The 21529-nt window shown below is 48.8% G+C and carries 21 protein-coding genes; 12 read left to right on the forward strand and 9 right to left on the reverse strand.

The window, feature by feature from the left end; translation table 11 throughout:
- Nucleotides 1-26 precede the first annotated feature (26 nt).
- Genes K4H25_RS07570 through K4H25_RS07580 form a run of 3 tightly spaced genes read right to left on the reverse strand, consistent with a single transcriptional unit; the run spans nt 27 to nt 2283 of the window.
- On the reverse strand, nt 27-356 hold the full coding sequence (locus tag K4H25_RS07570; RefSeq protein WP_221022708.1) for a hypothetical protein: 330 nt from the start codon (nt 354-356) through the stop codon (nt 27-29).
- On the reverse strand, nt 346-1404 hold the full coding sequence (locus tag K4H25_RS07575) for a glycosyltransferase family 4 protein (RefSeq protein ID WP_221022709.1): 1059 nt from the start codon (nt 1402-1404) through the stop codon (nt 346-348). The genes K4H25_RS07570 and K4H25_RS07575 overlap by 11 nt, the downstream gene beginning before the upstream one ends.
- A gap of 30 nt (nt 1405-1434) precedes the next feature.
- Complete coding sequence (locus K4H25_RS07580) at nt 1435-2283, reverse strand: UDP-2,3-diacylglucosamine diphosphatase (RefSeq protein ID WP_221022710.1); 849 nt, start codon at nt 2281-2283, stop codon at nt 1435-1437.
- Nucleotides 2284-2432: 149 nt separating this feature from the next.
- On the opposite strand from K4H25_RS07580, the gene K4H25_RS07585 reads away from it, so the two are divergent.
- The 3 genes from K4H25_RS07585 to putP all read left to right on the forward strand — a co-directional run bounded on the left by K4H25_RS07585 (nt 2433) and on the right by putP (nt 5025).
- A complete protein-coding gene (locus K4H25_RS07585; RefSeq protein WP_221022711.1) occupies nt 2433-2648 on the forward strand; it encodes a DUF1289 domain-containing protein in 216 nt (71 codons plus the stop codon).
- A 140-nt stretch (nt 2649-2788) separates the two neighbouring features.
- A complete protein-coding gene (locus K4H25_RS07590; RefSeq protein ID WP_221022712.1) occupies nt 2789-3403 on the forward strand; it encodes a DUF1294 domain-containing protein in 615 nt (204 codons plus the stop codon).
- A gap of 128 nt (nt 3404-3531) precedes the next feature.
- Nucleotides 3532-5025, forward strand: coding sequence for a sodium/proline symporter PutP (putP, locus tag K4H25_RS07595; RefSeq protein ID WP_255588197.1), 1494 nt, complete (start codon nt 3532-3534; stop codon nt 5023-5025).
- 67 nt (nt 5026-5092) lie between these two features.
- Here the strand turns inward: putP and K4H25_RS07600 are convergent, their stop codons facing one another.
- The 3 genes from K4H25_RS07600 to K4H25_RS07610 form a co-directional block, all read right to left on the reverse strand.
- Nucleotides 5093-5722, reverse strand: a complete 630-nt coding sequence (locus tag K4H25_RS07600; protein WP_221022713.1) for a 3'-5' exonuclease — start codon at nt 5720-5722, stop codon at nt 5093-5095.
- Between the two features lie 89 nt (nt 5723-5811).
- Nucleotides 5812-6246 carry a DUF1841 family protein gene (locus K4H25_RS07605; protein ID WP_221022714.1) on the reverse strand — a complete coding sequence of 145 codons (435 nt, stop codon included), beginning with the start codon at nt 6244-6246 and terminating at the stop codon, nt 5812-5814.
- Between the two features lie 133 nt (nt 6247-6379).
- Nucleotides 6380-7387 (reverse strand): FIST N-terminal domain-containing protein, encoded by a 1008-nt coding sequence (locus tag K4H25_RS07610; protein WP_221022715.1) that lies wholly within the window; start codon nt 7385-7387, stop codon nt 6380-6382.
- An 82-nt stretch (nt 7388-7469) separates the two neighbouring features.
- On the opposite strand from K4H25_RS07610, the gene K4H25_RS07615 reads away from it, so the two are divergent.
- The 5 genes from K4H25_RS07615 (at nt 7470) to K4H25_RS07635 (ending at nt 13701) form a co-directional block, all read left to right on the forward strand.
- Nucleotides 7470-7955 (forward strand): glutathione peroxidase, encoded by a 486-nt coding sequence (locus tag K4H25_RS07615; protein WP_221022716.1) that lies wholly within the window; start codon nt 7470-7472, stop codon nt 7953-7955.
- A 158-nt stretch (nt 7956-8113) separates the two neighbouring features.
- Nucleotides 8114-9268 carry a glutamine-hydrolyzing carbamoyl-phosphate synthase small subunit gene (gene carA / locus K4H25_RS07620; protein WP_255588148.1) on the forward strand — a complete coding sequence of 385 codons (1155 nt, stop codon included), beginning with the start codon at nt 8114-8116 and terminating at the stop codon, nt 9266-9268.
- A gap of 126 nt (nt 9269-9394) precedes the next feature.
- Nucleotides 9395-12616 carry a carbamoyl-phosphate synthase large subunit gene (carB, locus tag K4H25_RS07625; protein WP_221022718.1) on the forward strand — a complete coding sequence of 1074 codons (3222 nt, stop codon included), beginning with the start codon at nt 9395-9397 and terminating at the stop codon, nt 12614-12616.
- Nucleotides 12617-12715: 99 nt separating this feature from the next.
- The gene (gene greA / locus K4H25_RS07630) at nt 12716-13198 is read left to right on the forward strand and encodes a transcription elongation factor GreA (RefSeq protein WP_221022719.1); all 483 of its coding nucleotides are present in this window, start codon (nt 12716-12718) and stop codon (nt 13196-13198) included.
- A 68-nt stretch (nt 13199-13266) separates the two neighbouring features.
- On the forward strand, nt 13267-13701 hold the full coding sequence (locus K4H25_RS07635; RefSeq protein ID WP_221022720.1) for a DUF4149 domain-containing protein: 435 nt from the start codon (nt 13267-13269) through the stop codon (nt 13699-13701).
- Nucleotides 13702-13727: 26 nt separating this feature from the next.
- Here K4H25_RS07635 and yhbY read toward each other — a convergent pair whose 3' ends face one another.
- Nucleotides 13728-14048, reverse strand: coding sequence for a ribosome assembly RNA-binding protein YhbY (gene yhbY, locus K4H25_RS07640; protein ID WP_221022721.1), 321 nt, complete (start codon nt 14046-14048; stop codon nt 13728-13730).
- A gap of 41 nt (nt 14049-14089) precedes the next feature.
- On the opposite strand from yhbY, the gene K4H25_RS07645 reads away from it, so the two are divergent.
- The 4 genes from K4H25_RS07645 to glmM all read left to right on the forward strand — a co-directional run bounded on the left by K4H25_RS07645 (nt 14090) and on the right by glmM (nt 18964).
- Nucleotides 14090-14713: an RlmE family RNA methyltransferase gene (locus K4H25_RS07645; RefSeq protein WP_173534696.1), complete on the forward strand. Its 624-nt coding sequence runs from the start codon at nt 14090-14092 to the stop codon at nt 14711-14713.
- A 53-nt stretch (nt 14714-14766) separates the two neighbouring features.
- A complete protein-coding gene (gene ftsH, locus K4H25_RS07650) occupies nt 14767-16683 on the forward strand; it encodes an ATP-dependent zinc metalloprotease FtsH (RefSeq protein ID WP_173533752.1) in 1917 nt (638 codons plus the stop codon).
- A gap of 71 nt (nt 16684-16754) precedes the next feature.
- Entirely contained in the window at nt 16755-17579 is an 825-nt protein-coding gene (folP, locus tag K4H25_RS07655; protein WP_221022722.1) for a dihydropteroate synthase, read from the forward strand.
- 26 nt (nt 17580-17605) lie between these two features.
- Nucleotides 17606-18964: a phosphoglucosamine mutase gene (glmM, locus tag K4H25_RS07660; RefSeq protein ID WP_221022723.1), complete on the forward strand. Its 1359-nt coding sequence runs from the start codon at nt 17606-17608 to the stop codon at nt 18962-18964.
- On the opposite strand, the gene K4H25_RS07665 is transcribed toward glmM, so the two are convergent.
- Both K4H25_RS07665 and pstB read right to left on the reverse strand, forming a co-directional pair.
- Nucleotides 18965-20545, reverse strand: a complete 1581-nt coding sequence (locus K4H25_RS07665) for a methyl-accepting chemotaxis protein (RefSeq protein WP_221022724.1) — start codon at nt 20543-20545, stop codon at nt 18965-18967. It lies immediately after the preceding gene.
- A 190-nt stretch (nt 20546-20735) separates the two neighbouring features.
- Nucleotides 20736-21503, reverse strand: coding sequence for a phosphate ABC transporter ATP-binding protein PstB (gene pstB / locus K4H25_RS07670; RefSeq protein ID WP_221022725.1), 768 nt, complete (start codon nt 21501-21503; stop codon nt 20736-20738).
- Nucleotides 21504-21529: the final 26 nt, after the last annotated feature.

Genomic DNA, 21529 nt, shown 5'->3' on the forward strand with positions numbered 1-21529 from the left:
GCGTGGTCGCGACTCGGGAGTTGTTGTCAGTGGTTGGTGGGTGTGAGGCGCGTGCCGCTGTCCGATGGCTTGCGGGTTGTGCTTAGGGTTTTACAAGGTTGGACAGCAATATAACGTAATTTGTCGCTGCAAATAACAAAATAGTAAGTTTGTTTGCGCTTTATTGATTTGGCGTTGTGCTGATTTGCAGAGATTGGTGCTGAGTCGCCCGTCGAGGGAGCGGCGTTTGCGTCACGGTCGTTGGCCATAAACGGAGAAAAAATAAGCGTCAAGGCGGTGGGTCGGCTCAGTTGGCGCAAAAAGCCCTCGTCATGAGCGAGGGCTTTTGTGTGCTGTGCTGGCGCTTTATTCGCCAATCGCCCCTTGTTCAATCAGGCGCAGCTCTTCTTGCGCCGTTGGCGTAAATGGATGCAGGTGCGATAAAAACTGGCGGCTGGCGGCGGCCCATGAATAGCGCTCGGCAAAGCGGCGCACTTCATTGCGATCAATGCGCAGCGCAGCAAGGCAGGCTTCGTGTAGATTTTCGTTTAAAGCACCCGGGCCATCGCTACCAATTACGTCAATTGGTCCTGTTACGGGGTATGCCGCTACAGGGCAACCGCAGGCCATGGCTTCGAGCAATACCAAGCCAAAAGTATCGGTTTTGCTTGGGAACACAAACACATCGGCGCTGCTATACACTTCGGCCAATTCAGCTTGATTGAGTACGCCTAACCAATGAATGTTTTTTTGCTCGCCAAATTTGGATTTAAGTCCTGCAGCGGCAGGGCCATCGCCGACCACCCATTTGCTGCCGGGTAAGTCTAATTCTAAAAAGGCTTCGACATTTTTTTCTACGGCAACGCGGCCAACGTAAACAAAAATCGGCGTGCGAGAGTGCAGTTTGTCGCGCCGACCGGGTTTGAATACCTCTAAATCGACACCACGCGACCACATGACGACGTTTTTAATGCCGCGCTCGGTGAGGTCTTTCACCACTACTTGCGTGGGGGCCATCACCGCTTGCGCGGCATTATGAAAACGGCGTAGCCAAGCGTAGGTGACGCTCAATGGAATGCCAAAACGCAGCTGTACGTATTCCGGAAAGCGCGAGTGATACGCCGTGGTGTAGGGCAGTTGATGCTTTAAGCTGTAGGCGCGAGCGGCCATGCCCAGCGGGCCTTCGGTGGCGATATGAATCGCGTCGGGGGCAAAGTCGCGAATGCGTTGCTTGACTTTGCTGCCCGGTAAAATCGACAGGCGAATATCGGGGTAAGTCGGGCAAGGAATGGTTTTAAATTCCAGCGGCGTGAGTAGCTCGACGGTGTGGCCCATTTTTTTGAGCTCAGCGGTGGTTTGTTTGAGCGTGCGAACCACGCCATTCACTTGCGGCTCCCAAGCGTCGGTGACGATTAAAATCTTCATGCTTTGCTTCCTTATTGAGTAAAAGTGGGGTTAGTGAGACGTGGTTGGATTGGTGTTGGCGCTTGGGCGTGCGGTGATGAAAGGGTGATCGGTGTTGTTTGCATATAATTTGCTGATTTCGGCGTGCGCTTGGGCGTATTTTTTTTGCCAGTAGATAATTTTGAGTTCGCCATTGGGCATTTCGACTAAGGCACTCAGGCTTTCAACCCAGTCGCCATCGTTGCAATATTCAATGCCGTCGATGGTGCGAATTTCGGCATGATGGATATGCCCGCAAATCACGCCATCTAGGCCGCGTTTTTTGGCTTCATTGGCCAGTGCGTGCTCAAAGTCATCAACAAAATGCACTGCTTTTTTGACTTTGTGTTTCAGGTATTGCGATAAAGACCAGTAGCTAAAACCCAAGCGCGCACGCAAATGATTGAACCAGCGATTGAGCTTGAGGGTGATTTCGTAAGCATGATCGCCCACCATGGCCAGCCAGCGCGCGCATTGAATAACGCCATCAAATTGATCGCCATGAATCACCAAAAAGCGCTTGCCGTTGGCCATGGTGTGAATAACTTCGTTTTCAATGCGGATATCGCCAAATAACAGGCCGATAAATTGCCGTGCACCGGCGTCGTGGTTGCCGGGGATGTAGGTGACTTGGGTGCCTTTACGCGCTTTACGCAGGATTTTTTGAATCACATCATTGTGGCTTTGTTGCCAATACCAGCTGCGCTGCATTGCCCAGCCGTCAATAATGTCGCCGACTAGATATAATTGCTCCGATTCGGTGTGCTTTAAGAAATCTAAGAGATAATCGGCTTGGCAGCCTGCGGTGCCCAAATGCAGGTCGGAAATCCAGATGCTACGAAAACGCAGTTCAGATGCCATCGGTATGCACTCCGCTGAGGGTTCGTGAGCCATCATGCGGATCAAATATGACAATAGTGCGACGGAAAAATGAAGCTAATAAGACGTTTTATTTTCAAGCGAGCTATTTGTTTTTGAGTTTTTAATTAATTTTCAAGAAAGAGACTGTAATGAATCAGGCAAAAGAGCGCCCAGATACGCCGTGTGTCGCGGTATGCTCAACGGGAATGGGCGATGATGTTTGCCAAGGTTGTCAGCGCACCATGCTCGAAGTGGCGCATTGGGTGATGCTCAGCGACGCTGAAAAAGAGCCGATCTGGCAGCGTTTAGAGCAATATTGGGCCGATAAGGGGCAGGTGCCACCTTGGCAGTTGCGCGGTAAGTGACGTTTTTTTGCGACGCTCAGGTTCGAAATCAATACGCTAGAGCGAGTTGAGCGTTGTCAGTTGGCCCTAGGCGTGTTCAAGTTGGGTAGCGGCATACAATTAAAAAGGCGTTAGCGCCAAAAACAGCAAAGGGATGAAGGATGCAAAACGGCAAGTTACGACAATGGAAGAAAGATTTTGGCTTTATTGAGATCGCCAATGGCGAGCGATATTTTGTGCATATCAGCACCCTCAAGCGCGGCGGCATTCATCAGCCGCGCATTGGCGATACGATATTTTTTACCGTGGGTAAAGATAAGCAAGGCCGCTCGCGCGCGCAAATGGCTGCCAGCAGTGCTGAGCAGTTGGCAAAAAACCAAGCTCGGCGTGAGGCTAAATCAGCAGAAGTGAAGGCTGCGCGCTTTGATTGGGTAGATTATTTGGCGATGGGTTTGCTGCCGATCACCTTGTTATTGGTGTTGTTGTCGCCGCTGCGTTGGGTGTTGTTGGCGTTGTTTGTGGTGATGAGCGCAGCGAGTTTTGCGCTGTATGCCTTGGATAAAAAGCAGGCCACCCGTGGCGCTTGGCGCATTCCTGAAGCGGTGCTGCATTTTATTGCGACACTGGGCGGCTGGCCTGGCGCATGGGCTGCGCAGCAAGTGTATCGACACAAAACCCAAAAAGGCATTTTTCGGGTGATGTTTTGTTTAAGTATGTTGATTAACCTCGTTGGTTTGGGAGAGTTGATGATTTCGAGTGTGGCGCATTGGTTTTAATGCGGATGTAAAAGCCGTAGCAGCAGGGCAGTTAAATAACATCACTTTAAAGGCCGGGGGCGGCGATGTGAAGTGGGTGGTTTGGTCTGATTTTTAGTACATGCGTAAAAGGGGAGTTCGTTTTGATTATTGCAAATACACCAACTTTGGTGACATTTACGGTTTATTTGGTGGGCATGCTGGCGATTGGTTGGTTGGGATATCGTGCAACCAATAATTTATCCGATTACATTTTAGGTGGCCGTAGTTTAGGTAGCTTTGTGACGGCGTTGTCTGCTGGCGCGTCAGACATGAGTGGCTGGCTGTTAATGGGTTTGCCTGGGGCCATTTTTTTGGTGGGTTTGTCTGAAGCTTGGATCGCTGTGGGCTTGCTGATTGGAGCGTATTTGAATTGGCGCTTTGTTGCCGCTAGGCTGCGAGCCTATACCGAGCAATGCGGTAATGCATTGACTTTGCCTGACTATCTGAGCAATCGCTTTGAAGATAAAAGCCATATGCTGCGGATTGTGACGGCAGTGGTGATTTTGGTGTTTTTTACGCTGTATTGCGCTTCTGGCGTCGTGGCCGGCGCGCGATTGTTTGAAAATATGTTTGGATTGTCGTACGAGACTGCCTTGTGGGTTGGTGCGGCGGCGACGATTTCGTATGTGTTGATTGGTGGCTTTTTGGCCGTGAGTTGGACCGATACGATTCAAGCCTCGTTAATGATTACTGCCTTGATTTTAGTGCCAATGATGGTGATTTATTCGAGCGGTGGTTTTACGGCGGGTGTGGAGCATATTGCGATGCTGAGTCCTAAGCATTTGGATGTTTGGGGCTCTTTGGATGCGGTGGCGCTGATTTCTTTGCTGGCTTGGGGCTTAGGTTACTTTGGCCAGCCGCATATTTTGGTGCGATTTATGGCAGCAGAGTCGGTGGACGTGATTCCACAAGCGCGCCGTATCAGTATGACGTGGATGTTTTTGTGTTTATTGGGTGCGGTTGGCGTGGGGTTTTTTGGTTTTGCTTATTTTGCGCAACACCCAACAATGGCTGCAGGCGTGAATGCGCAACCAGAAACGGTGTTTATTGAGTTGGCCAAGCAATTATTTAATCCATGGTTGGCAGGTTTGTTTTTGGCGTCGATCTTGGCGGCGGTGATGAGTACTTTGTCGTGCCAACTATTGGTCTGTTCGAGCGCCTTGACCGAAGACATTTATAAGAGCTTTTTACGCAAACAAGCTTCGCAAAATGAATTGGTGTGGTTTGGCCGCGCCATGGTGCTGCTTATTTCCTTGGTGGCGATTGGTTTGGCGTCTAATCCAAATAGCCAAGTGTTAAAAATGGTGAGTTATGCTTGGGCTGGTTTTGGCGCGGCATTTGGGCCAGTGATTATTTTGTCCTTATTGTGGCAAGGTATGACGCGTAATGGCGCTTTGGCTGGGATTGTCGTTGGCGCGCTTACTGTTTTGATTTGGAAGCAATACGCTTGGTTTGGTTTGTATGAAATTGTTCCGGGCTTTGTGTTGTCGACCTTGGCGGTGGTGTTGGTGAGTAAACTAGGTCAGCCGGTTTCGGCAGAAATACGTGCGGGTTTTGCTGCGGTGAATGCCATTATGCGGCAAAGTCGTGATGGTGCTTAGAGATTAAGATGGTTTTAAAAAGCGGCCAGCAGGCCGCTTTTTTTGTGCTTGATGGTTGTGCTGGTGCTTAATGATTGGTGTTGGATGCACGGTTTTTTAGAAATAATGGCACTTTGGCAGCGACTTGTTTATTGATTTGCACAAGGAGTGCAGTGTCGATGTGCTGGCAGCCATGTTGATGACGCAGGGTTTTTAATAGGTGCGTGATGAGCGCAACGGTGACTTCGGCGTCGGCTTCGGCCCTGTGCGCGTTGCCGTTAAAGCGAATATTGAGCGCCTTGGCCAGTTCGCCCAGTTTGTGGCTGTGCATTTGCGGCAATACTCGGCGTGACAGCAAGAGCGAGCAAACTAGGTGTGAATGGCGCGGCGTAAGGCCAAGGTGTTGGCTTTCGGCCAGCAGAAATTTTTGGTCAAAGCTGGCGTTATGTGCCGCCAGCGCATCGCTGCCGATAAAGTCAATTAGCGCCGGAACGACCTCGCTGGCTTTAGGTGCGGTGTTCACCATGGTCTGCGTGATGCCGGTGATTTGGGTAATCTCGCGTGGAATACGCACGCCGCAATTGACTAGTGTTACCAGTTTATCCACCACCTTGCCGTTGACGACGCGCAGCGCGGCCACTTCAGTAATGCGTGCGCCCATCGCAGGCGATAGGCCGGTGGTTTCAAAGTCTAAAACCACGAGTGGGGTATTGAGCATGAAGTCCTTAGTCGTTGCTAATCAAATTTGTGTTGAGTAGGTATATGTCTGCGAATTTTGATTTTAGCTATTTGCAGGGATATACCTACTTATTGGAATAAACCCAAGTGACGGCGAATGCCGGCTAGGTAAATCGCGGGGTCGGGCTGCGTTTGATTGCGCTGCGCTTGCCAGATCATTTCAGCTAGACAGTCGAGCATGATGTGTAGCGCTTTGTGCGCGTCGCCTTGCTGCTGATGCAATTGTTGGTACAGTTGGCGCACGCCCGCCGGTTGATCGATTGAGAGTTGCTCGGCTAGCGCCAGATGCAAACTCAGGTGCAAGAAGGGGTTGGTGTCGCCATGCTCGGGCGGCCAATCGTGATCAAGATAATCGATGCTTAAATAAGTGTGGTATTCCGGGTGCGCCATCAATACATCAACCAGCACCGCTTCTAAGTCGGCGAGCGTTTGGTTTTGTAGGTGTTTTTGCCAGGTTTGAATAAAAAAACGGCGCGCTTCGTCGCGGCTGGGGTTAAATAACATAGCGTCGATCTGGGTCTTTGGTTGGCCATCGCAAAGCAGGCGTGGCGACAAGGCTTAACCGGTGGTTTGTCGCTTGTGGCCCATCGGCCTGGGTCAATTGCTTTGCAGGGTGGCTTGGGTTTTGCAGGCTGGTTTAGTCAAAAAGAGCAATGACCACGCTATTGTCAACGATTTGATTGCTTTTGGCGAGCGGTACAATCTGGCCATTGCCGTAAAATCCAGCAAAGGGAACGCCCGGTAAGGCGCTGCGAATTGCCGACCAATCGGGCTCGTGTAAGCCATTGCCGGCAATGACTCGGCGGTGTCCTGAGATGACTAATGCCCATTTGGGTTGCGGTTTACCGGCAAGGCGGCGCATCAGTTGTAGTCCTAGATCATGACTGGCCGATTGGCTGTCAAAATGCCCCCAACACAATTGCATCGAAGGTGGAGCAGCTTGGGCGAGCATGACCGATTGCTTGCGCTCATCTACCCCAATTACCGGAATCCATGTCGTGGCGGTGCCGTCGTTCAGGCCTGCCATTAAGTGGTGTAAAGGATGGTCGTTTAGCCAAGGTTTGAGTGTGTGGTAAGCGGGTTGGTGCTCAAGGCTGTCGAGCATAATGCCGTTGCTGGCGGTGATGGTGTAAAACGGGCTAAGTGCTTGAAAACCTTGCGAGACGATGATGTCGCGAGGGGTGAGCGGGGTTTGGATAAATCCCGTATGCGGGCGGCCTTGTTGCCAGATGGCGTAAGCGCCTTGGCCGGTGGCGTCTCCAGCAATGCCGCCAAAGCGCCGGTCACCTTGATTGAGCCATTGCGAGTTGATGGCGTTGGGTGCGGCCAGCGAAAAATAATCCGTACTGCTCGGGAGATGCATTTGTGCGGGTAGCACCAGCGCAGCAGCAGCGGGGGCGTCGAGCGACCAGTCTTGATCGCTAAATACACCAGCGGCGCTGGCGCCAAAAATATCAAAACTGCCAGTGACTTGCGTGACCGCCCGTAAGCAATTGCTGATATCGTGCTGAAAGTGCATCGATAAAAACAGATAAATTGAGCCAGCTTGACTGAGTCCGCCGCGTGCCATGGCCGCGCTGACGGCGGCAATGGCGACTTGCGGCGTGGGTCGTGGGCCGTGGGCGTAGCCGCTAGCGATGTGCATAGGTCGTCCTTAAGGGCGATATGAGGTGAGGCTGAGTTTAAATCCAGCGACAATACACGCAATAAGAATAAACGAGTAAGCCATGCAAAGTATTTATGATTTTTCTGTCACAACATTGTCAGGTCAAGTGCAGCCGATGGCGGATTTTCGTGGTCAGGTGTTGCTGATTGTGAATGTGGCTAGTGCCTGTGGGTTTACGCCGCAATATGCCGATTTGCAGCAGCTCTATCAGCAGTATCGCGAGCGCGGTTTGCAGGTGTTGGGCTTTCCGTGTAATCAGTTTGGCGGGCAAGAGCCCGGTAGTTCGGCGGAAATTGCGCAGTTTTGCCAATTGCGCTTTGCGGTTGATTTTCCGATGTTTGCCAAGGTTGAGGTGAATGGGCCTCGGGCTGAGCCGCTCTTTACTTACTTAAAGCAGCAGCAGGCTGGGTTTTTGCACTTGGGGCGGATTCATTGGAATTTCACCAAGTTTTTAGTTGATCGTGAAGGGCGGGTGGTGGGCCGATTTGCGCCGTATCAAAAAGTCAGCGCTTTGGTGGCGCAAGTTGAAAGCTTGCTCGGTAAATAAGCGTGCGGCGAATTGATTAGCATTGATGGGAAAGGGCTTTTAGGGTAGAATTCGGCCAATTTTGTATGTGTGAAACGGGGTGGGGCAACCTTACCCCGTTTTTCTACGCCTACGCCACCGATTTTGACTTATTGGGCGCAATGCCCTGGAGCCGCCCCGTGTCTACGACAGTTCCCACGCCAGCCGCTAGCCCTGCCATTTTGGCCCTTGCCGATGGCACTATTTTTCATGGTATTTCTATTGGTTCTGATGGTGAAACCCTTGGTGAGGTGGTATTTAATACCTCAATGACGGGTTATCAAGAAATCTTAACTGACCCTTCTTATACCAAACAGATTGTTACGCTAACTTACCCGCACATTGGTAATTACGGTGTTAACCCAGAAGACGCTGAAAGCCGTTCAGTTTTTGCCGAAGGCTTGATTATTCGCGATCTGCCTCTGTTGCATTCTAACTTTCGCGCGACAATGAGCTTGGGGGAGTATCTCAAGCAAAACAACGTCGTGGCTATTGCCGATATCGATACCCGTAAATTAACCCGTATTTTGCGTGAGAAAGGCGCTCAGCCTGGTTGCATCGTGACTGGTGAAAATATCGACGAAGCTGCTGCTGTTGCTAAAGCCAAATCGTTTGGCTCGATGGCCGGTCAAGATTTGGCCAAAGTCGTTACGTGCGAGAAAGCCTTTGAATGGTCGACTGCCGAATGGAAATTAGGCGTTGGTTATACCGTGCAATCGAATCCACGTTTTCACGTGGTCGCTTACGACTACGGTGTGAAGCACAATATTCTGCGCATGTTGGCTGAACGCGGTTGCAAATTGACCGTGGTGCCAGCGCAAACTCCAGCTGCTGACGTGTTGGCGCTTAATCCAGACGGCGTGTTCTTGTCGAACGGCCCTGGCGATCCTGAGCCATGTGATTACGCCATCAACGCGATTCAAGCCTTGTTGGCCAAAAAATTACCGATTTTTGGTATTTGCTTGGGTCATCAATTGCTCGGTTTGGCCGCTGGCGGTAAAACCAGCAAAATGAAATTCGGTCACCACGGTGCCAACCATCCAGTGCAAGATTTGGATAGCAAGCATGTGATGATTACCAGTCAGAATCATGGCTTTCAAGTGGATGAAACCAGTTTGCCGGCCAACGTTCGCGTGACGCATCGTTCATTGTTTGACGGCACAGTGCAAGGGATTGAATTGACCGATACGCCGGCATTCTCATTCCAAGGCCACCCAGAAGCCAGCCCAGGTCCACACGATGTGGCGTACTTGTTTGATAAGTTTATTGCGCAAATGGCAGAGCGTAAGGCTTAAGTGGCGTTGCCGATTAAGTATGCTCAATCAAACTGATTAATCCACGTAGTTATTAAAGGAGCTAGGTGTTGCGCGATTAAAAGTTGAGGTGAAAACCACCTTTTAACGCGCAAACCTGACAGCACAATGCCAAAACGTACCGACCTTAAAAGCATATTGATTATTGGCGCGGGCCCGATTGTGATCGGCCAAGCGTGTGAATTTGACTACTCTGGCGCGCAAGCTTGTAAAGCGCTGCGCGAAGAGGGTTACAAAGTCATTTTGGTGAACAGCAATCCTGCCACCATCATGACCGACCCGAATATGGCGGATGTGACTTACATCGAGCCAATTACGTGGCAAGTTGTAGAAAAAATCATCGAAAAAGAGCGTCCAGATGCGATCTTGCCGACGATGGGTGGCCAAACCGCACTCAATTGTGCGCTCGATTTGTGGCACCACGGCGTGCTCGACAAATACAACGTTGAATTAATCGGTGCAACCCCAGAAGCCATCGATAAAGCCGAAGATCGTCAAAAATTTAAAGTGGCGATGGATAAGATTGGTCTGGGTTCAGCGCGTTCAGGTATTGCGCATAGCTTAGAAGAATCATTGGCGGTGCAGGCGCAAGTGGGCTTTCCGACGATTATTCGTCCATCGTTCACAATGGGTGGCTCGGGCGGTGGTATTGCCTACAATATGCAAGAATTTATCGAGATCTGTACTCGCGGTCTTGATCTCTCGCCAACCAAAGAATTGCTGATTGAAGAATCGCTCTTGGGCTGGAAAGAGTATGAGATGGAAGTGGTTCGTGATAAGAACGACAACTGCATCATCATCTGCTCGATTGAAAACTTAGACCCAATGGGTGTGCATACCGGTGACTCGATCACGGTTGCGCCAGCACAAACGCTGACCGACAAAGAGTACCAAATCATGCGTAATGCATCGATTGCGGTATTGCGTGAAATCGGTGTGGATACGGGCGGCTCGAACGTGCAATTCTCGGTTAATCCTGCCGATGGCCGTTTGATCGTGATTGAAATGAATCCACGTGTTTCGCGCTCAAGCGCGTTGGCGTCAAAAGCAACGGGCTTCCCGATTGCTAAAGTTGCCGCTAAATTGGCCGTGGGTTATACGCTGGACGAGCTTAAAAACGAAATTACTGGCGGTAAAACGCCAGCGTCGTTTGAGCCTTCGATCGATTACGTTGTGACTAAAATCCCACGTTTCGCGTTCGAGAAATTCCCGCAAGCCAATGATCGCTTAACGACACAAATGAAGTCGGTGGGTGAAGTGATGGCCATTGGCCGCACCCAACAAGAATCATTGCAAAAAGCCTTGCGTGGTCTTGAAACTGGCATGTCGGGCTTTGACGAAATTTGTACTGATCGCGCGAAGATCGAGTCAGAAATTGCCACGCCAGGTCCAGAGCGTTTGTGGTATGTGGCGGACGCTTTCCGCGTTGGCTTGAGCTTGGACGAAGTTCACAATATTTCGAAGATCGACCCATGGTTCTTGGTGCAAATTCAAGACATCCTGAACGATGAAGCCGCCTTGCGTGGCCGTGCAGTCGAAAGTGTCACTAAGCTTGAATTCCGTAAATTGAAACGCAAAGGTTTCTCGGACCGTCGTTTGGGTACTTTGCTCGGTTGCGATCAAAATGCGGTGCGTAAAGCACGCCATGCATTTGGTATTCGTCCAGTGTATAAGCGTGTAGATACCTGCGCAGCTGAGTTTGCGAGCGATACGGCGTATATGTATTCGACTTACGAAGAAGAATGCGAAGCAGCGCCGACGGACAAAAAGAAAGTAATGATTTTGGGCGGTGGCCCGAACCGCATTGGTCAAGGTATCGAGTTTGACTATTGCTGCGTTCACGCTGCACTGGCTTTGCGCGAAGATGGTTACGAAACCATTATGGTCAATTGCAACCCAGAAACGGTTTCAACTGATTACGATACGTCAGATCGTTTGTATTTCGAGCCATTGACGCTCGAGGACGTGCTTGAAATCGTTGCGGTTGAAAAACCATTTGGCGTGATTGTGCAGTACGGTGGTCAAACACCATTGAAATTGGCACGTGCTTTAGAAGCTAACGGTGTGCCAATTGTTGGTACTAGCCCAGACATGATCGACGCCGCGGAAGATCGCGAGCGTTTCCAAAAATTATTGCAAGACTTGCAATTGCGTCAACCGCCTAACGCGACAGCACGCACTGAGCAAGATGCTTTGCATTTGGCACGTGAGTTGGGCTATCCATTGGTGGTGCGTCCATCGTATGTATTGGGTGGCCGTGCGATGGAAATCGTACATTCGGATAAAGACCTTGAGCGCTATATGCGCGAAGCGGTAAAAGTATCGAATGATTCTCCAGTATTGCTAGATCGTTTCTTGAACGATGCGATTGAAGTGGATGTGGATGCGATTTCTGATGGTACTGATGTCATCATCGGCGGCATTATGGAGCATATTGAGCAAGCGGGTGTTCACTCGGGTGACTCGGCATGTTCATTGCCACCGTATTCACTCAGCAAAGAGTTGCAAGACGAATTACGTCGCCAAACGGTGTTGATGGCCAAAGGCTTGAACGTTGTTGGTTTGATGAATGTGCAGTTTGCGATTCAAGGCAAGGGCGATGATGCCAAGGTCTTTGTGCTGGAAGTGAATCCACGTGCTTCACGTACCGTACCGTACGTATCTAAAGCCACTAGCGTGGCCTTAGCTAAAGTGGCTGCGCGTTGTATGGTAGGCCAATCTTTGGTGTCGCAAGGTGTGACGGTAGAGGTGATTCCTCCGTATTATTCAGTGAAAGAAGCGGTGTTCCCATTCGCAAAATTCCCGGGTGTGGATTCAATTCTGGGCCCAGAAATGAAGTCAACCGGCGAAGTGATGGGGGTGGGTACGACTTTTGCTGAGGCATTTGTGAAATCGCAATTAGCCGCTGGTGTGGTATTGCCGACACAAGGTAGTGTGTTTATTTCGGTGCGCGAAGGGGATAAACCTGCAGCGATTGAATGCGCAACAATTTTGGCCAAACTGGGCTTTAAATTGCTGGCTACTAAGGGCACTGCTGCTGCGATTGCCGCTGCTGGTGTGGCGGTGACTGCGGTAAACAAAGTGACTGAAGGTCGTCCGCATGTCGTTGATATGATCGTCAATGGTCAAGTGGGTATGATTTTTAATACCGTCGATGAGCGTCGCCAAGCGATTCAAGATAGTTACTCGATTCGTCATGAAGCGCTGAAAGCTAAGTTGCCGGTATTCACGACCATTGCTGGCGCAAAAGCAGCCTGCGTGGGGATTCGTGATATGAAAGAATTGAACGTTTATAGTTTACAAGACTTGCATCTGCAGTTAAATAACTGATAACGTATTGCACTTCAAGTGAAGCCGCCGTTCCAGATTGGGATGGCGGCTCTTGTTTTTATTGGTGGTGGCGATGTCATTACTAAGTGGAGAAAAAGTATGGTTAAGGTCCCACTCACAGTGGTTGGTGCTGAAAGGCTTAAAGTTGAGTTGGCGCACTTAAAAAGTGTAGAGCGTCCGACTGTGATTGCTGCGATTGCTGAAGCGCGCTCGCATGGCGATTTGTCAGAAAATGCTGAGTATGATGCGGCCAAAGAAAAGCAAGGCTTTGTCGAAGGGCGTATTGCTGAGTTAGAAGCTAAGTTGTCTAATGGACAAATTATCAATCCAAAAGATTTGGAAGAAACCGCAGAAGGCCGCATTGTGTTTGGTGCAACAATTTTGTTGCAAGATTTAGATACCGAAGCTGAAGTGACTTACCAGATTGTTGGTGATGATGAAGCGGATATTAAAGCCGGTAAAATCTCAGTATCAAGCCCGATTGCGCGTGCTTTGATTGGTAAATATGCCGAAGATGTGGCTGAAGTGATGGCGCCGGGCGGGATTCGTGAGTATGAAATTTTAGCGGTAAAATACATCTAAACTACGCGGAGATAGGGTGGGTATATGTGTGAGGCTTTTTGCACACCGATGCGCCATTCATATACGTCATGGCTAATGGACTAAAGAATGTACTGACCACCCTTTGGATTGGTGGGATGTGGATTATCGGCATGGTCGTTGCGCCCGCCTTATTCACGAGTTTAGATAAAGCTGTTGCCGGCATGGTGGCAGGGAAATTGTTTTATGTGATTGGCTGGATCGGGATCGTCGCAGGATTGTTTTTGGCGGTCTGGCAGATTTGGTTTAATGGCCTAAGCGCATTTAAAAGTCTGCGCTTGTGGCTGATTTTGAGTATGTTGCTGTGTACACTGATTAATCAATTTGCCATTTTCCCTTTAATCGCCGAATTAAAACCCGTGGTTAGTAATGCCGCAGAGGGTATGTTTGGTGGTGGTTTGGCGCAGTGGCATACGATTTCAAGTTTGATTTATTTAATGCAGAGCATTTTTGGCCTAGTCTATATATGGTCTAGCGAGCATTAAAAAAGGGCGGCTAAGCCGCCCCTGTTTTATTTTGCTACCTTTTTTGGCTTAGGCAGTAAGATCTTTGGTTTGTCAGTGTTGCTTGGGCGGAAAATAAGCAGCAGTTTGCCTAAGTGTTGAACTGGGCAAGCACCAAGATCAGCACAGATTTTTTCCATAAACTGAACCCGCGCTTCGCGATCGTCGCCCAGTACGCGAACCTTGATTAGTTCGTGCGCATCTAAATTGATCGCAATTTCGCGCATCACAGCGTCGGTCAAGCCTGAGCTACCAATCATCACGACCGGATTGAGATGGTGCGCTAAGCTACGCAAATGTCGGCATTGATCTGCAGTGAGTTGTAGCATGAGATTAACCTTAAAAACCTTGAAATAACCGGATAGTTTACCTGATGGCTCGTTCTAATTCCAGTAATGTATGGCTACAAGAGCATGTTAATGACCACTATGTGCAGATGGCCAAAAAAGATGGCTATCGTGCACGTGCTGCTTATAAGCTCATCGAAATTGATGAGAAAGATAAATTACTTAAACCCGGGATTTGGGTGGCCGACTTGGGTGCTGCCCCCGGCAGTTGGTGTCAAGTTGCGGCCAAAAAAGTAGGGCCGCATGGGCGTGTTTTTGCGCTAGATATTTTAGAAATGGACCCGATTCGTGGCGTGGAATTTGTGCAAGGCGATTTTCGTGAAGATGAAGTTTTGGCGGAATTTAGTGCTTTGCTAAATGGCCGCCAGTTAGACCTTGTCATTTGTGATATTGCCCCCAATATAACGGGTAATGCCGATACGGATCAGGCTCGTAGTATGTATTTGTGCGAGCTGGCTTTGGAATTTGCACGTGAACAATTGAAGCCCGGCGGTCATTTATTGGTTAAAGTGTTTCAAGGTTATGGATTTACCGAGTATATGAGTGCGATGCGTGAAACTTTTGCGTCGGTTGTGACTCGAAAACCAAAGGCTTCACGTGATCGTAGTCCCGAAGTCTATTTATTGGGTAAACAAAAAAAGTCCTAAACAGGTAAAATGTTTTCATCATCCCTCGTTTTGGGAAACTCAGGAGCAAAGCCTTGAATAATCTCGGCAAGAATATCGCCATTTGGCTCGTCGTTGGCTTAGTGCTGATGACGGTATTTAATCAATTTTCTAAGCATCAAGATGGCTCGACTCAAATACCGTATTCGCAGTTTATGACGGATGTTGAGCAAGGCCGTATTGCCAGTGCTGAAATCGAAGGTAATCCTTTACGTGGTCAATTGATTCGCGGTAAAAAAGCCGATGGGGCGGGTTATTCCACCTTGGCGCCATTTGATTACCGTTTAGTTGATACGCTCATTAAATATAATGTGAAGTTTTCTGCCAAGGCCGAAGAAGAGCAAGGTCTATTGATGAGTTTGCTCGTCAATTGGGCGCCGATGTTGTTGCTGATTGGCGTTTGGATCTTCTTTATGAATAAGATGCAAGGCGGCGGTAAAGGCGGTGCTTTTAGTTTTGGTAAATCAAAAGCCAAAATGCTCGATGAAAACAATAATTCGGTGACTTTTGCAGATGTTGCCGGTTGTGATGAAGCCAAAGAAGAAGTCTCTGAAATTGTTGATTATTTGCGTGATCCAAGCAAGTATCAAAGTTTAGGTGGCCGTATGCCTTGCGGGATCTTGCTCGTAGGCTCGCCGGGTACCGGTAAAACCTTGCTGGCTAAAGCGATTGCTGGCGAAGCAAAGGTGCCGTTTTTCTCGATTTCGGGTTCTGATTTCGTTGAGATGTTTGTCGGTGTTGGTGCCGCACGCGTTCGCGATATGTTCGAAAATGCCAAGAAAAATGCGCCGTGTATCATCTTTATCGATGAAATTGATGCGGTAGGTCGTCAGCGCGGTGCGGGTATGGGCGGCGGTAATGATGAGCGCGAGCAAACATTGAACCAAATGCTGGTTGAAATGGATGGCTTTGAAGGCAATTCAGGCATTATCGTGATTGCAGCAACCAATCGTCCTGATGTACTTGATCCTGCTTTATTGCGTCCAGGTCGTTTTGACCGACAAGTTACCGTATCTTTGCCAGATATTCGTGGTCGTGAACAGATTCTTGCGGTTCATATGCGTAAAGTGCCGATCGCTAATGATGTTGATGCATCGATTATTGCTCGCGGTACACCTGGCATGTCGGGCGCTGATTTGGCTAACTTAGTCAATGAAGCCGCACTGTTTGCGGCACGACGCGCCAAGCGTTTAGTTGATATGGCTGATTTTGAGTCAGCAAAAGACAAAATTTACATGGGTCCAGAGCGTCGTAGCATGGTCATGACTGAAGAAGATCGTCGTGCAACGGCGTATCACGAATCAGGTCATGCGGTTGTTGCTGAAATGCTGCCTGGTACTGATCCAGTACATAAAGTGACCATTATGCCGCGCGGTCGGGCTTTAGGTTTGACTTGGCAATTGCCTGAGCGCGATAGTTTTTCGCTGTATAAAGATCAAATGCTCAATCGTTTAGCGATTTTGTTTGGTGGTCGTGTTGCGGAAGACTTATTTATTCATCGTATTTCGACGGGTGCGTCTAATGACTTTGAGCGTGCTACCGGTATGGCGCGTGATATGGTGACTCGCTACGGGATGACTGAAAAATTAGGCCCAATGGTTTATGGCGATAATGAAGGCGAAGTATTTTTAGGCCGCTCAGTGACGACGCATAAAAATATGTCAGAAGCAACGATGCAGCAAGTCGATGCAGAGATTCGCCGAATTATTGATGAACAATACGCAGTCGCAGAGAAAATTCTTGAAGAAAACCGCGATAAAGTTGAAGCAATGACCAATGCTTTGATGGAGTGGGAAACGATTGATCGTGAGCAAGTGTTGGATATTATGGCCGGTCGTGAGCCGCGTCCACCTAAAAGCTTGCCACCACCACGTGTAACAGTCGCAGTAACGGGCGGCGATGCCACCCAAGGTGGTCAAGAAGTAACGACTACACCAGCAACTGAAGCTTAATGCTGCATAGATTTATTGTTTGATTTTAAAAGGCGGCCTTGGCCGCCTTTTTTTGTTGATTAGGAGTGCCGATGAAATATTTTTCCTGTGGGCGGTTTAAGTTGGCCTTGGATCGTCCTTGGGTGATGGGTATTGTGAATGTGACCCCCGATTCATTTGTTGATGGTGGGCAATACGATACCTTAGTCCATGCAGTGGCTCATGCTGAGCGATTATTAAAAGATGGTGCTGATATATTAGATATTGGTGGAGAATCAACGCGACCAGGTGCCGCGTTGGTGCCTGTTGAAGAAGAAATTCGCCGAGTGATTCCAGTACTACAGGCGCTGAGTAGCTTGAATGTCCCCTTGTCAATTGACACCCGTAAGCCCGAGGTGATGCGAGCTGCAATTGATGCTGGCGTAGATTTGGTGAATGATATTAGTGCCCTAGAGGGTAGTGGGGCGATGGACGTATTGGCTGCAAGCCAGGTTGGCGTCTGTTTAATGCACAAGCAAGGTGAGCCGCAAACCATGCAAAATGCGCCAGCATATGAAGACGTTGTTGCTGAAGTGGGGCATTATTTGCAGCAGAGAATTGCATTGGCGATGAGTGCTGGTATTGCTGCCGAGCGTATCGTGTTCGATCCTGGTTTTGGTTTTGGCAAAACCTTGGCGCATAATGTGGCGCTGTTTCAGTCGCTAGATTTATTGTGTGAGCAATTATCTCTGCCTTTGCTGGTGGGGGTTTCGCGGAAAAAAATGTTGGGTGAAATTACGGGCTATGCAGTTTCAGGTCGTGTGCAGGCGAGTATCGTTGCGGCATTACTTGCGGTGCAAAAAGGAGCTGCCATTGTGCGTGTGCATGACGTAAGGGAAACGGCGGATGCTTTAAAGTTGTGGAAAGCATTAAAATAATCTTATTACAAAATAGGTAGGACATTATGGCGCGTAAATTTTTTGGTACAGATGGGGTGCGAGGCTTAGTGGGTGAATATCCGATTACGCCTGATTTTGCGATGAAACTTGGTTTTGCGGCAGGCAAGGTATTTGCTGCAAATAGTACACGTAAAAACGGTGAGCATGCCGCCGTATTGATCGGAAAAGATACGCGCGTTTCTGGTTATATGCTTGAGGCTGCTTTGCAAGCCGGCTTTAATGCGGCAGGCGTTGATGTGTACTTAACTGGGCCTTTGCCAACACCGGGTATTGCTTATTTGACGCGAGCGCTGCGTTTGTCGGCAGGGGTGGTTATTTCTGCGTCACATAATCCTTATCACGATAATGGGATTAAATTCTTTAGCGCATCAGGAGAGAAACTCCCTGATGATGTTGAACTCGCTATTGAAGCTGCAATCGAAGAAATCCAGCACTGCGTGCAATCAAAACAAATTGGTAAATCTAAGCGGATTGACGATGCTGCTGGCCGTTATATCGAATTTTGTAAATCAACCTTCCCTAACGAGCTCGATTTACGTGGCTTGAAGTTGGTAGTTGATTGCGCACATGGCGCTACGTATCACATCGCGCCGCATGTGTTTCATGAGCTGGGCGCCGAAGTGATCAGCATTGGCGTGAAACCAGATGGTTTTAATATCAATGATGAGGTTGGTGCAACACATCCAGAAACATTGCGCCTTAAAGTATTGTCTGAAGGTGCGCATTTCGGTATTGCGCTTGATGGTGATGGCGACCGACTGATTATGGTCGATCGCGATGGCACCATCGTCGATGGCGATCAATTGCTCTATGTGTTAGCAAGCCATCGTCAGCAAAAAGGTACTTTGGGTGCTGGCGTTGTGGGTACCTTGATGACGAATTTGGGCGTTGAAAATGCGCTGAAAGCCAAAGGGATTGGCTTTGTTCGGGCGAAAGTCGGTGATCGCTACGTGATGGAGCAATTGAAACTGAATAATTGGCTGGTCGGTGGCGAAGGATCTGGGCATTTATTGTGTTTAGATAAGCATTCAACGGGCGATGGGATTGTTTCTGCCTTGCAGATTTTGCAGGCGCTACAAGAAAGCAATCAAACCTTGGCGGGTTTTTGCAAAGATTTGTCGCTATCTAAGCAGGTGCTGAAAAACGTTCGCATTGCGAAAGGTTTTGATTGCCACGCTTCCGAAAGTATTGCTGAGGCTGTTGCTGTTGCTGAAGCGGCAATGGGTAATGATGGACGCGTATTGCTGCGCCCATCAGGCACAGAGCCGGTGGTGCGTGTGATGGTTGAGCATATCGACCCTGCTATGGCGCGGGAATGGGCCGATAAAATCGCTGCAGTTGTTCAGGCTGAAGCGCAAGAGTAATTACTTCGTAGTTTGAAATGTGGCCATTGATCGCTCGAGTTCATTGGCCACATCTGCCAGTTCTGCCATTTCCTGTTTGATTGCCTGACTATCATTGTGTGTGTGATTCAGCCCAGTGCTGATGGTGCTCACCTGTTCAGCAATGGCCTGCGCCGCTGCTGTTTGTTGATCGACAGCGACGGCTATCGACTCCATCATATTGGCGACGCCTTCGCTTTCGCTACGAATCTGCGATAAAGAGCGTGACACCGTCTGGCCATGGTCACTAAATTGCCCCAAACATAAACTTGCTGCACTAATTGCATGGCTCGTTACGCTGGTATTAGATTGTGTTTTTTTGAGGATGTCTTGGATGTTGCGAGTGGAGGTCGTGGTGTGTTGCGCTAATTTACGCACTTCATCGGCAACCACAGCAAAACCTCTACCAGATTCACCAGCACGTGCGGCTTCAATGGCGGCATTGAGTGCCAATAAATTAGTTTGATCGGCAATGTCTTTGATCGTGGCGCTGGCGGTCACTATTTCACTAAAGGAATGCGCCAGTGTCTGCATTTCAGCCTCAACTTGTGCAAAATGCGATGATAAGGCCGAGAGGTTTTTTAGTGTGATTTGCCCTGCTTGATCCGCATTGCTCGTAGCTGCGTATGAAGATTGGGCGATACTTGCTGCTTGTGCAGCCAGAGCGCCAACATGGGCGATTGCACTGCTGAGTGTTGCGCTGGCGTGCCGGATATCATCTAACTGTAGCGATTGATCATGCGTATTTTGACTAACGGCATTCGATAAGTCGCTAATTCGGTGAGTATCGGCTCGGGTCGCTGTCGCGGCAATACTCGCTTGCGTGAGGACTTGTTGAAGTTGCTGTAAAAACTGGTTGATAGCGAGACCCAATTCGCCAAGTTCGTCGCGACTTTCAGGCATGCGTAATGTGATTTCCCCCGAGCGTAATCGCTTTGCAATTGATTCCATTTGATATAAAGAATGCTGCAAACGTTTGGCAAAGCCGAGTTGAGAAATAATAATAATCAGCCCTGCACAAGCAATTGGAGTGAGTACGCCCCAAATGAGTTGCTGAATGTCTTGCTGGATGCTGGTTTCGCTGTGCTGTGCATCATTCACAATTTGGCGCATTAATTGGCTGATTTGTTCAAGTAGTGGGGACAAATTATTCCGGTAAAGTTGCTCTGGAATGGTGATGGCATCTTCGGGGTTGGTTTCGGCGATTTTAATCGCGCTGTGAAATTGTGTTAAATAGCGCTGCCAATTTTGGCTGAGTGCTTGCTGTAAAGGTTGTCGCTGAGTCGGTGTGAGGGTAGGGGTTAATGCTTGTTGTAGGGTGTGAATTTGCTGTTCGGCTTGCTGCAATTGTTGCGTCGCATCGGGCGCCATAACCTCGAGTCGTGACAGCGTGAGCATGCTTGATTTCATTTGTGCAAGCTGAGCAATGCTGGTTTGTTTTTGTTGGTTTTCTAAAAAATGCAATCTAAGAGTATGGAGTTTCCAGCTGCAAAATAGCGCCGCAGTGAGAAGTGCGGCCAAGGTGATGGCGCTAACATATTTAAGTTGTGTGGCAATCTTCATGTGTACGGGCTTTGGTATTCTGACTTGAGGGGCCGTAGCATAAGTTGATTGTGTTACGATAAAATGACAAATGCATTGCTTTGTCGTGTGGGTATTGGATTGCAGCCTATGTATATATTGACTTTTATTCGTATACTAAACAAAAAGACCGCTAAAGCGGCCTTTTTGTAGATATACAATTTAGTATGGCTTAACCAAACTTGCCTGTAATGTAGTCTTCAGTTGCTTTTACTTTTGGTGCGGTAAAGATCGTATCTGTTTCGCCCATTTCGATCATTTCACCCAAATACATATACGCCGTGTAATCAGAAATCCGTGCAGCTTGTTGCATATTGTGGGTCACAATGGCGATGGTATAGTCTTTTTTGAGCTCATGAATCAGCTCTTCAACGTGCGCGGTTGAGATTGGATCGAGTGCCGATGTTGGTTCGTCGAGCAAGAGGATCTCAGGTTTTACGGCAACGGCGCGGGCGATGCAAAGACGTTGCTGCTGGCCGCCAGACAGACCTAGGCCGGACTGCTTAAGCTTGTCTTTAACTTCGTTCCACAGCGCGGCTTTAGTGAGCGCCCATTCAATGCGATCATCCATTTCTGATTTGCTCAGTGTTTCATAGAGCTTAACGCCGAATGCTACATTGTCATAAATCGACATCGGAAATGGGGTTGGTTTTTGAAAAACCATACCAACTTTGGCGCGCAGCATATTCAAGTCAACGCTAGACTCTAAAATGTTTTGCCCGTTGAGGATGATTTCACCTTCGGCACGTAATTTTGGATAAAGGTCATACATCCGATTGAAGGTGCGTAACAACGTCGACTTGCCGCAGCCAGAAGGGCCAATAAATGCGGTGACTTTTCCGGCTAAAATTTCCAAATTGATGTTTTTAAGTGCGTGAAAGTTGCCGTAGTAAAAATTTAAGTTTTTGACTGTCAAGCCAGCTTTATGTTGAGTGCTCATGAATGATTGTCCGTTCAAAGTCTAAA

The sequence above is a fragment of the Deefgea piscis genome (assembly GCF_019665785.1).
Classification (GTDB): Bacteria; Pseudomonadota; Gammaproteobacteria; order Burkholderiales; family Chitinibacteraceae; genus Deefgea.